Raw genomic sequence first — 11082 nt, forward strand, 5'->3', positions numbered from 1 at the left:
CCCTGGGACCCGGAGCGGGAGACCGCCCCCACCCCACCCCGCGCGGGGGCGGTCTCCCGCTCCGGGTCCCAGGGCGGGTCCGCCAGCGGCGGTGCGCTGCGCGCCAGGGCCAACAGGGCCTCCAAGTCGCAGCCCTCGCGTACCCGTTCGGCCAGCGCGGCCACGGACTCGACCGCCTCCGCCCGCCGCTCGGCCACCGGCACCAGACCCAGATGGCGGCTCGGGGCGTGCACCGCGCGCATCCGGCGCAGCGCCCCGAGGACCGGCACCCCCGACTCGTCCAGCGCCTCCCGCAGCAGCTCCTCATGCCGGTCCGAGCCGACCTTGTTGAGGATCACCCCGGCCAACCGCACCTCGGGGTCCCAGGATGCGAAGCCGTGCACCAGCGCCGCCACCGAGCGGGACTGCGACGAGGCGTCCACCACCAGCACCACCGGTGCGCGCAGCAGCTTCGCCACATGCGCCGTCGACGCCAACTCGCCCTGCCCGGCCGCCCCGTCGTACAGCCCCATCACGCCTTCGACGACCGCCAGATCACAGCCGGCCGCCCCGTGCAGAAACAGCGGGCGTATCCGCTCCGGCCCGCACAGATAGGCGTCCAGATTGCGGCCCGGGCGGGCCGCCCGCCCGGAGCGGGCCGGGGACGAGACGGCCAGCGCGTGATAGCCGGGGTCGATGTAGTCCGGGCCGACCTTGTGCGGCGACACATTGAGACCGCGCTCCGCGAAGGCGGCCATCAGCCCCGTGGCCACCATGGTCTTGCCGCTGCCGGACGCGGGCGCGGCGATGACCAGGCGCGGCACGCTCACCACTGAACTCTCACCACCACTGAACACTCACCACTCGATGCCCCGCTGCCCCTTCTGACCGGCGTCCATCGGGTGCTTGACCTTTGACATATCGGTGACCAGATCCGCGAAGTCCAGCAGCTTCTGCGGTGCGTTACGCCCCGTGATGACCACATGCTGGGTCCCGGGCCGGTCGCGCAGCACCGACACCACCTCGTCGGTGTCCACCCAGCCCCAGTGCATGGGGTATGCGAACTCGTCCAGCACATACAGCCGGTATGTCTCCGCCGCGAGGTCCCGCTTGACCTGCTCCCACCCCTCGCGCGCCGCCTCCTCGCTGGAGATGGCGTCCTGCTGGGAGCGCTGGAGCCATGACCAGCCCTCGCCCATCTTGTGCCATGCGACGGTCCCCCCTTCGCCCGACTCGCCGAGGACGCGCAGCGCACGCTCCTCGCCGACCCGCCACTTCGCGGACTTTACAAATTGGAATACACCGACCGGCCAACTTTGGTTCCACGCCCGCAGCGCCAGCCCGAACGCGGCCGTCGACTTGCCCTTGCCGACGCCCGTGTGCACGAGTACCAGCGGCCGGTTGCGGCGCTGCCGGGTGGTCAGCCCGTCGTCGGGTACGACGGTCGGTTGTCCTTGCGGCATCAGGCGGCCCTCCAGGTCCCTCGTACGGAAACGGTCCGTGTCTCTCGTACGGTCCGTGCGGTGTTTGTCCCGCGCGCGTCGCGCACCAGCGCGGTCATGCTGTCCGCGCGCAGTTCGTCGAGCGTCACCGGCGTCCCGCGCAGTTCGTGCGCCAGCGCGCCCGCCAGGCCCAGCCGGACGGGCCCCGCCTCGCAGTCCACCACCACCGAGGCGACCCCGTCGTCGGCCAGCAGCCGGGCCGCGCGCCCGGCCCGGGCCACCGGGTCCGGGCCGCCCGTGGCGCGCCCGTCCGTCACCACGACCAGCAGCGGACGGCGCGACGGATCCCGCAGCCGCTCGATCCGCAGCACCTCGTGTGCCTTCAGCAGCCCGGCGGCCAGCGGGGTGCGCCCGCCGGTGGGCAGCTTCTCCAGCCGGGCGGCGCCCGCGTCCACCGACGAGGTGGGCGGCAGCGCCAGGGCGGCCTCGGCGCCCCGGAAGGTGATCAGTCCGACCTTGTCCCGTCGCTGGTAGGCGTCCAGCAGCAGCGACAGAACGGCGCCCTTGACGGCGCTCATACGCTTCCGCGCGGCCATCGACCCCGACGCGTCCACCACGAACAGCACGAGGTTGCCCTCGCGGCCCTCGCGCACCGCCTCACGCAAGTCGTCACGGCGCACCACGAGCCCGGGGCCCTGTCGGCCGCGCGAGCGCTGGTGCGGTGCGGCGGCCCGTATGGTCGCCGACAGATGCAGCTTGGACAGGGTGGAGCGGGGGCGGCGCGCGCCGGTGGTACGGCCGTGGGCCGTACGGGCGCGCGACCGCCGCCCCGCCGCGCCCTCGCCGAGCCCCGGTACGTCGAGCCGCCGGGTCCGGAACGGCTCGGCGGCGCCCACGGCCGCGCGTTCGCCGCCGGGCCCGCCCGCCGCGGCCCCGCCCACGCCCTCGTCGGTGGCATCAGAGACCTGGCTGTCCGAGCTGTTGGATCCCTCGGGGCCGTTGGAGCCGTCGGGGCCCGTGCGCTGCTCCGGTACGGACGATCCGGCCGACGGCGGCGACTGCTCCGGCGCGCCCTGCGGCGGCTGCCCGCCGCCCGGGCCGTCCGGACCCCCTGGACCGCCAGGTCCGTCCGGCCCGCCAGGTCCGTCCTGTTCGTCCCGACCCTCCGGCCCCGGCCCCGGGTCCGGTTCGTCGTCCCCGCCGCCGGTCTCGCGCAGCACCTCGTCGAGCTTGTCCTCGTCCAGCCCCGGCGCGTCGAACGGCGCTCGCCGCCGCCGGTGCGGCAGCGACAGCAGCGCGGCCTGCCGTACGTCCTCGGTGGTCACCTCCGTACGCCCCGCCCACGCCGCCAGCGCTGTCGCCGTTCGCGCCGTCACGATGTCCGCGCGCATCCCGTCCACCTCGAACGCCGCGCACACCGCCGCTATCTGCCGCAGCGCGCCATCGCTCAGCCGCACTTGCCGCAGCAGGGCGCGGGCCGCCGCCACGCGCTCCCGCAGCGTGCCCTCCTCGTCCGCCCAGCGCGCCGCGAACCCGGCCGGGTCCTCGTCGTACGCCAGCCGCCGCCGCACCACCTCGACCCGCTCGTCGGTGTCCCGCGACGCCGCGACCTCCACCGTCAGGCCGAAGCGGTCCAGCAACTGCGGCCGCAGCTCGCCCTCTTCGGGGTTCATGGTGCCCACCAGCAGAAAGCGCGCCGCGTGCCGTACGGACACGCCCTCGCGCTCCACGTAGGAGGCGCCCATGGCGGCCGCGTCGAGCAGCAGGTCGATCAGGTGGTCGTGCAGCAGGTTGACCTCGTCGACGTACAGCACGCCGCGGTGCGCGTCGGCCAGCAGACCCGGCTCGAACGCCTTCACCCCGTCGGACAGCGCCCGCTCGATATCCAGCGCCCCGACCAGCCGGTCCTCGGAGGCGCCGACCGGCAGCTCGACCATCCGGGCGGGGCGTACGGTGCCGCTGCCCGGCTCGTGCGGGCCGTCCGGGCAGCCCGGGTCGGGCGCGGCGGGGTCGCAGGAGAACCGGCAGTCGGCCACCACGTCGATGCCGGGCAGCAGGGCGGCAAGCGCCCGCACCGCCGTCGACTTCGCGGTGCCCTTCTCGCCGCGCACCAGCACTCCGCCGACGGCCGGTGACACGGCGTTGAGCAGGAGCGCCAGCCGCAGGTCGGCCATTCCGACGAGCGCGGTGAACGGGTAGGGGGTGGCGGTCATGCCTGGGTACCTCCTGCGGTGTGGGCGCGGTGGTGGTCGTCTGGGTCCGCAGCCGCCCTCGGAGAGGGCAGCGACGGACCGGGAGGCTGGGGCGGCGCCCCCGGTGGGACGAAGGGCAGCCCGTCCGGTACGCCGTTCTCGATCAGCCGCAGCAGCGCGTCCGTGTCCGCGTGCTCCTCGATCAGGTCGCCCAGCCGGTCCAGCTGCTCCTCGCGCAGCTCCCCGAAGCTGGTGTCGGGCGCCGGGACGAACGCCCGGCCCGCCGCGTCCGCGACCCGCCGCAGGAAGGCGCGCCGGAAGCCGTCGCTCTCCAGCGAGCCGTGCCAGTGCGTGCCCCACACCGAGCCGACCCGACAGCCGTCCAGGAAGGGCTCGTCCGCGCCGTCCAGCAGCTCGGCGACCCCGTGGTGGATCTCGTAGCCCTCTACCGGCTCGCCCAGCGCTTCGCCGACCGGCCGGGCCAGGGTCTTGTGCACCGCGAACCGCACCCGCACCGGCAGCAGCCCGAGCCCTTCGACGGTCCCGGCGCGCGATTCGACCTCGTCCTCGATGCGCTCGCCGAGCATCTGGAAGCCGCCGCAGATGCCCAGCACCGGCTGGCCCTCCGCCGCCCGCCGCGCGATCGCCGCGGCCAACCCGCGTTCGCGCAGCCACGCCAGCGCCCGTACGGTGCCGCGGGTGCCCGGCACGACCACCAGATCGGCGTCGGCCAGTTCCTCCGGCCGGTCCACGAACCGCACGACCACGCCCGGCTCGGCGGCCAGCGCGTCCACGTCCGTGAAGTTCGACATGAGCGGCACGGCGGCGACCGCGACCCGCAGGATGTCCGCGCCGTGCGGCGGCGCGACGACGCTCTCGCGCACCGCCCCGCGCAGCGACACCCGCAGCCCGTCCTCCTCGTCGATGCCGAGCCCGTGCGCGTACGGCAGCACGCCCATGGTCGGGCGGCCCGTCAGGCCGCGCAGCATCTGAAGGCCCGGCTCCAGCAGGGTCACATCGCCGCGGAACTTGTTCACCAGATAGCCCGCGACCAGCCGCTGGTCGGCCTCGGAGAGCAGCGCGGTCGTGCCGAAGAACGACGCGAAGACGCCGCCGCGGTCGATGTCCCCGACCACCACGACCGGCAGCCGGGCGGCCCGGGCGAGCCCCAGGTTGACGATGTCGGTGCGGCGCAGATTGATCTCGGCGGGGCTGCCCGCGCCCTCGCAGATCACCGCGTCGTGCGTACGCCGTAGCTCGGCCAGGCACTCGGTGACGGTCCCCAGCAGCGCCTCTTGCCGCCCCGCGTGCAGCTTTTCCCCGGGGGACACTGCGCCCGACAGCGGCTTCGCCGCGGGCCCAGACCCCCCGAAATACCCGCGTGCGCTCAGCTCGCCCACCGGCTTGCCCAGCAGCACCACTTGGCTGCTGCGGTCGCTGCCGGGCTTGAGCAGGACGGGGTTCATCAGGGCGCTCGGCTCGACGCGCGCGGCGGCGGCCTGCATGGCCTGGGCGCGGCCGATCTCCGCCCCGTCGCGGGTCACGAAGGAGTTGAGCGACATGTTCTGCGCCTTGAAGGGCGCGACTCTGACGCCCTTACGGCTGAGCCAGCGGCAGATCCCGGCCGTGACGACGCTCTTGCCCGCGTCCGAGGTCGTACCCGCGACGAGCAGCCCGCCGCCCGGCGCGCCCCCGCCCTGTCTCCCGCTCATCCCTCGTCCCTCCCCGCGGCCGTCGGCCGCACCGTCGCCGGGCCGCCCGACCGGCCCGTGCCGGGTGCCTCGTGTGCACGCGCGGCGGGTACGGGCGCGGCGGCGGGCCGCGCGGCCGTACGGGCCGACTGCCGCGCCGCCCTCGCCGTCAGCCGGGTCCCCGCCGCCAGTCGGGCTCCCACAGTCAGTCGGGCCGCGACGGACACGCCGAGCGCCAGGGCGCCGACGCGCCGCGAAAGCCGCACCGCGCGCTCGATGTCGGCCGCCTCGACCGGCTGCCCGTCGGGGTTGAGCACGGGCCGGTGCTCGACGCGGCCGCCGTACGCGAGGGTGCCGCCCAGCCGTACGCCGAGCGCGCCCGCGAACGCGGCCTCCACGGGGCCCGCGTTGGGGCTCGGATGGCGGTGGCCGTCGTGCCGCCAGGCGCGCCATGCGCCGCGCGGATCGGGCCCGGCCAGGGCGGCCAGCGCCGCGGTGAGCCGCGCGCCGGGCCAGCCGGCCAGGTCGTCCAGCCGGGCCGAGGCCCATCCGAACCGCCGGTAGCGCGGCGACTTGTGGCCCACCATCGCGTCCAGGGTGTTGACGGCCCGGAAGCCGACCAGGCCCGGCACCCCGCCGACGGCCCCCCACACCAGCGCGCCCACGACGGCGTCCGAGGTGTTCTCGGCGACCGACTCGACGACCGCGCGCGCGATCTGCGACTCGTCCAGCGCTTGCGGGTCGCGCCCGCACAGGTGCGGCAGCCGCCGCCGGGCGGTGTCGAGGTCCCCGGCGGCCAGCGCGCCGCCGATAGCCCGCGCCTCCCGGCCCAGCGTCGTGCCGCCGAGCACCGCCCAGGTGGCGGCGGCGGTCAGCATGGTCTGCGCGACGGGGGAGGGGCGCCCCAGGGCGGAGGTTTCCGAGGCGGGGCGCCCCAAGACGGGACGTCCCGAGGGTTTCGCGACGGGGCTGCCCAGAGCGGAGCCGCCCGACGCGGGGCGTCCCAAGGCCCGTACGGCGCGCATCGACAGCACGGCGCCCGCGGCCGCGCCGCCCGCGCACAGCGCGGTGTAGAGAGCCCCGGATCCGCGGTGGTCGCGCCACAGCAGCCGCTCGACGGCCAGGGCGGCGCGCCCGAACGCGGCCACAGGGTGGCCGCGGCGCGGATCGCCCATGGCGAGGTCGCCGAGAAAGCCGAGGGCGGCGCCGCACGCGTACGAGGCGTGATCGGCACGCATCGTCAGTCCGCCGTCTTGCCTCGGAGCATCAGGAACATCGGCAACGTCAGGAGTGTCGGGAACGCCGAGACGTGGCGGAAGGGCCGCGGACGGGTCGGCGGCATGGCGGTGCCGGGCATGGCGTTATGTCCTCACTCAGGGTCCGCGCCCTGGTTCGACGTGACCGGCGGTGAGAGTCTCCTGGCTCCCGGATCCGCGTTTCTCCCGGTCTTCCAGCCGCGGTGTGGACGGCCGTGACTCGTACAGGTGATGGGAGAGCGCTCCCCGGTGACAGTGGCGGGACCGCGCCGGATTCTCACCGGCTTCCTCTCCTGCCGCCGTTTGGCTCCGGAAGTCCACCATGGGCCGCGAATGGCCGTCAACTCGCGAATGCCCCACCCTGCGTGAGTGTGCCGAGGAGCACATGCCACAACCGCCGGGCTGGAACGCGCTGGTCGGCGCGTTCCAGCCCGGCGGCCGTGAGATGGGTCGAGCGGGGTCAGGCCACGATCAAGTTGATGCCGTACGCAACGACCGCCGCGCACAGTGCGAAGCAGAGGTAAGCGCCGGCGCGCGCGGGGCCGAAGGCGCCGCCGGCCGGGGCCGAGGCGGTGGAAGCGGTGGCGGCCGTGTCTGTGCCCGCCTCCGCCTGCTGCGGCTTGCGGGAGGTGCCGAGGATGCCGAGGGTGAAGACGCCCACGAAGCCGACGGTCACCAGGAGGCTGATGCCGGAGACCTGGCCGAGGGCCGCCCAGTCGATGCTCATCGCGTTACTTCCTTAGCTGGTGCTGCCGGTGGCCGCGGAGGCGCCGGCCGGGGTGGCGGAGGAGGAGGCGGTAGCGGCACGGGCAGGCGGCGGGGCTACGGACTGGAGGGCCGCCGTGACGACGCCCACCGGCTCGGCCGGCAGCGCCGCAGCCTCGTCGATGTCGTTGACGTTGGTGTGGTCGACGGGCTTGCGGCGCGAGGCCGCCCAGATCCCGGCGCAGGCGGCGACCGCGAGCACGGCGACCGCCGTGACGCCCCAGTCGCCCTGGTCCGCCAGCAGCGCAGCGCCGCCCGCGACGAGGCCCGCGGCGGGCAGGGTGAGCACCCAGGCGAGGACCATGCGGCCCGCGGTGGACCACCGCACCACACCGCCCTTGCGGCCGACCCCCGCGCCCATCACGGAGCCGGAGCAGACCTGGGTGGTGGAGAGCGCGAAGCCGATGTGGGACGAGGCGAGGATGACGGTCGCGGCGCCGGTCTGGGCGGCGAAGCCCTGCGGCGGCTGGATGTCGGTGATGCCCTTGCCCATGGTGCGGATGATGCGCCAGCCGCCCAGGTACGTACCGAGGGCGATGGCCAGGCCCGCGGAGACGATGACCCACAGCGGCGGGTCGGAGTCGGGCGCGATCACGCCGCCGGTGATCAGGGCCAGGGTGATGACCCCCATGGTCTTCTGGGCGTCGTTGGTGCCGTGGGCGAGGGAGACCAGCGCGGCCGAGGCGATCTGCCCGGCGCGGTAGCCCTTCGCGGTGTCCTGGGGGTCGCGGCCGCGGGCCAGCCGGTAGGTGAGCCGGGTCGCGACCAGGGCGGCGACCCCGGCCACGATCGGCGCGGCGACGGCCGGGATCAGGACCTTCATGACGATCTTGTCGCTGTTGACCCCGTCCATGCCGACGGAGACCAGAGTGGCGCCGATGAGGCCGCCGAAGAGGGCGTGCGAGGAGCTGGAGGGCAGCCCGGCCAGCCAGGTCAGCAGGTTCCACAGGATCGCGCCGACCAGACCCGCGAAGATCACTTCGGGGCGGACTCCGGCGTCCTCGTCGATGATCCCCCCGGAGATCGTCTTGGCGACCTCCACGGAGAGGAACGCGCCGACGAGATTGAGGACCGCCGACATCGCCACCGCGATCCGGGGACCGAGAGCCCCCGTGGAGATCGTGGTCGCCATGGCGTTGGCCGTGTCGTGGAAGCCGTTCGTGAAGTCGAACACCAAGGCCGTGACGATCACGATCCCAATGAGAAGCGTGATGTGTTCCATCGAACTCCTTCGTGGGGGAATGCGATCCCCGAACTTGGCGACACGGAGCGCCGCCGCGTGACTACGGTGCGTAGTGCATTTTGGCCACCGCGAGGCCACCGGGATGGCCGCACGAGAAGCCCCTCCTGTGGGAGGGGGAGGATTCGCACACCCTTGGGCAATCAGTGCGACAACCAAAGGGTGCGGCCACGACGGTAAGGACATGGAGTGAACGGAAGGTGAACTGAGGGGGGCTCGGGGGTGACGCACCTGCGGGAAGGCGGCGCCGATGATCGTCTCGCCCCCGCCCTGATGCGTACACGACGGCTCGCCTGCCATGATCGGCGCCCGGAGGTGAGGGATCGTGACGAAGCCGGAGACCGCACGACCGAACGGACTTGGGGAGCGACCGGACCTGCGGGAGGGCTGGGAACGGGTGGTGGAGACGGCCCGCAGGACGGTCGCCGACGGCCTGGTCGTCGGCACCTCGGGCAATGTCTCGGCCAGGGTCGGCGATATCGTCCTGGTGACCCCGAGCGGCGTCCCGTACGACCGGCTCGGCCCGGGTGACGCGGTCGGCGTCGACCTGGACGGGCGTCAGGTGATCGGCGAACTGGCCCCCACCAGCGAACTGCCGATGCACCTCGCCATCTACCGCGACACCGACGCCGCGGCCGTCGTCCACACCCACGCCGTACACGCCACGGCCGTCTCCACACTGGTCGACGAGGTCCCCGCGATCCACTACATGACCTGCGCCCTCGGCGGCCCGGTGCGCGTCGCGGGCTACGCCCTGTACGGCACCGACGAGTTGGCCCAGAACATGCTCGACGCACTGCGCGACCGCACCGGCTGTCTGCTGCGCAACCACGGCACTGTCGTCCACGGCGCCACGCTCGACCAGGCGTACGACCGGACGGCCCAGCTGGAGTGGATGTGCCGGGTCTGGCTCACCGCGGCCGCCGTCCCCGGGTACACCCCGGCCCTGCTGTCACCCGAAGAGCTGCGCCGCGCCGCGGACAAGCTCAGCGGCTACGGCCAGCCTCGCTGAGCGACCAGCCTCACTGAGCCAGGCAGGTCGCGGGTCGGTCACCCGGCCGGGCAGCGCCCGCTGGCCCGCCGCGGCATCCCCGCCCACACTGGGAGAGATGCAGCTGCGGACGAAGGCGGTTGTGGCCGCCACCACGATGCTCAGTGCCGGCGCGGCCGCGGTGGCGGCCGGGCGGTACGCCAGCGGCGCCGCCCTCAGGCCCGGCCCCGGCCGGCCGTTCCCGCACGACCCGCGGCTGACCGTGCACGCCACCGAGGCCGGCCGGATCACCCTCACCCGCAGCCTCGCCTCCCTGCGCCCGGGCACGTACGGCCTCGCCGGCTCCGGCTGCCACGCCGTCGTCGGGCCCGTGGTCGAGGACGCCCCGCACCCCGCGGACTCCGTGGTCCGCCGCCTGGAGCGGGTGACGTACGGCACCCTGGCCCCCGGCACCCGCGTCCGCTTCACCCCGCAGGTGCACATCGGCAATCCACGGGACGCGCTCGGGATCGACCACGCCGACGTCGACGTACCCGGCGAACTGGGCCAGCTGCCAGCCTGGTTCATACCCGGCGACCGCTCCGCCTGGATGATCACCGTGCACGGCCTCGGCACCACCCGTGAGCACCCCATGGTGCTCATGCCGTTCCTGCACAAACGGCGGTTCCCGCTGCTCGACGTCGCCTACCGCGGCGATGTGGGCGCCCCCCGCCCCGAGGACGGCATCGGACACCTCGGCGAGACCGAGTGGCGCGATCTGGACGCCGCCATCCGCTACGCGGTGCATTACGGCGCGGAGAGCGTCATCCTGTACGGCTGGTCCATCGGCGCCTCCATGGCCCTGCGCGCCGCCGCGGCCTCCGCGCTGCGGGACCGGATCAGCGGGCTCGTCCTGGACTCCCCGGTGCTCGACTGGCAGGCCACCCTGCGGGCGCTCGCCTCGGCCCGGCGCATCCCCTCCGCGCTGCTGCCGCTGGCGATACGGGCCGCCGAGGGGCGGGCGGGACTGCACGGGGACCGACTGTTGGAGCAGGCCGCGATGGCCGACCTGGACGGGCCCAAGGTGCCGACGCTGATCATCCACGGCCCGGACGACACCATCGCCCCCTGGGGCGCCTCGCGTGAACTCGCCGAGCGCCACTCGGAACTGGTCACCCTTCACCCGGTGCGCCACGCCCCGCACGCCGCGATGTGGAACGCCGACCCCGAAGGGTACGAAGACATGCTGGGCCGCTTTCTGATGCCGTTGATGTGACCCTCGCTACCGGCGCGGAGAGGGGGTCGGGAAGCGCCGTCGGCGACCTTTGTGACCAGCGCGGGCAACCGCCGTACGGGTGCCGATTGGGCTTTCGGGCCGTCACGGGCGAGACTGCTCCCGTGACGTCCCGTACTCCGCGCGACTCCCGGCTCCGACTCGTCCGCCAGCGGCCGATGGCCACAGCCCGCCGGGTTGTGCCGAACCGCGGCTCCCGACCGACGCCCCGCCCGCCCGAGGGCGGCGGAGTGCCCTCGGGCGGGCGGGGCGT

The 11082-nt window shown here is 74.3% G+C and carries 9 protein-coding genes and 1 riboswitch; of the genes, 2 read left to right on the forward strand and 7 right to left on the reverse strand.

From position 1 onward, the window contains the following. The 7 genes from CCN51_RS25105 to CCN51_RS25135 form a co-directional block, all read right to left on the reverse strand. On the reverse strand, positions 1–812 hold an 812-nt coding region (locus CCN51_RS25105), incomplete at its 3' end, for a cobyrinic acid a,c-diamide synthase CobB (RefSeq protein ID WP_107426071.1). Between the two features lie 24 nt (positions 813–836). Continuing rightward, complete coding sequence (gene cobO, locus CCN51_RS25110) at positions 837–1442, reverse strand: cob(I)yrinic acid a,c-diamide adenosyltransferase (RefSeq protein ID WP_014180710.1); 606 nt, start codon at positions 1440–1442, stop codon at positions 837–839. Further along, positions 1442–3634: a putative cobaltochelatase gene (locus CCN51_RS25115; RefSeq protein ID WP_014180711.1), complete on the reverse strand. Its 2193-nt coding sequence runs from the start codon at positions 3632–3634 to the stop codon at positions 1442–1444. Before CCN51_RS25115 ends, cobO begins: the two co-directional genes overlap by 1 nt. Next, a complete protein-coding gene (locus CCN51_RS25120; RefSeq protein WP_014180712.1) occupies positions 3631–5325 on the reverse strand; it encodes a cobyric acid synthase in 1695 nt (564 codons plus the stop codon). Before CCN51_RS25120 ends, CCN51_RS25115 begins: the two co-directional genes overlap by 4 nt. Beyond that, positions 5322–6542 (reverse strand): cobalamin biosynthesis protein, encoded by a 1221-nt coding sequence (locus CCN51_RS25125; RefSeq protein WP_014180713.1) that lies wholly within the window; start codon positions 6540–6542, stop codon positions 5322–5324. Before CCN51_RS25125 ends, CCN51_RS25120 begins: the two co-directional genes overlap by 4 nt. 154 nt (positions 6543–6696) lie before the next feature. Beyond that, a riboswitch (cobalamin riboswitch) is annotated at positions 6697–6897 on the reverse strand. Positions 6898–7020: 123 nt separating this feature from the next. Then, positions 7021–7287 carry a hypothetical protein gene (locus CCN51_RS25130; RefSeq protein ID WP_014180715.1) on the reverse strand — a complete coding sequence of 89 codons (267 nt, stop codon included), beginning with the start codon at positions 7285–7287 and terminating at the stop codon, positions 7021–7023. A 12-nt stretch (positions 7288–7299) separates the two neighbouring features. After that, entirely contained in the window at positions 7300–8547 is a 1248-nt protein-coding gene (locus CCN51_RS25135) for an inorganic phosphate transporter (RefSeq protein WP_014180716.1), read from the reverse strand. 394 nt (positions 8548–8941) lie between these two features. Between CCN51_RS25135 and CCN51_RS25140 the strand changes: the two genes are divergently transcribed. After that, a complete protein-coding gene (locus CCN51_RS25140; RefSeq protein ID WP_043492079.1) occupies positions 8942–9577 on the forward strand; it encodes a class II aldolase/adducin family protein in 636 nt (211 codons plus the stop codon). Between the two features lie 97 nt (positions 9578–9674). Next, entirely contained in the window at positions 9675–10811 is a 1137-nt protein-coding gene (locus CCN51_RS25145) for an alpha/beta hydrolase family protein (RefSeq protein WP_014180718.1), read from the forward strand. Positions 10812–11082 lie beyond the last annotated feature (271 nt).

The organism is Streptomyces milbemycinicus, from assembly GCF_002154605.1.
Lineage (GTDB): Bacteria > Actinomycetota > Actinomycetes > Streptomycetales > Streptomycetaceae > Streptomyces > Streptomyces milbemycinicus.

Coding starts and splice junctions, on each gene's coding strand:
- cobO (WP_014180710.1), bottom strand. CDS start 1,442: ATGCCGCAAGGACAACCGACCGTCGTACCCGACGACGGGCTGACCACC.
- CCN51_RS25115 (WP_014180711.1), bottom strand. CDS start 3,634: ATGACCGCCACCCCCTACCCGTTCACCGCGCTCGTCGGAATGGCCGAC.
- CCN51_RS25120 (WP_014180712.1), bottom strand. CDS start 5,325: ATGAGCGGGAGACAGGGCGGGGGCGCGCCGGGCGGCGGGCTGCTCGTC.
- CCN51_RS25125 (WP_014180713.1), bottom strand. CDS start 6,542: ATGCGTGCCGATCACGCCTCGTACGCGTGCGGCGCCGCCCTCGGCTTT.
- CCN51_RS25130 (WP_014180715.1), bottom strand. CDS start 7,287: ATGAGCATCGACTGGGCGGCCCTCGGCCAGGTCTCCGGCATCAGCCTC.
- CCN51_RS25135 (WP_014180716.1), bottom strand. CDS start 8,547: ATGGAACACATCACGCTTCTCATTGGGATCGTGATCGTCACGGCCTTG.
- CCN51_RS25145 (WP_014180718.1), top strand. CDS start 9,675: ATGCAGCTGCGGACGAAGGCGGTTGTGGCCGCCACCACGATGCTCAGT.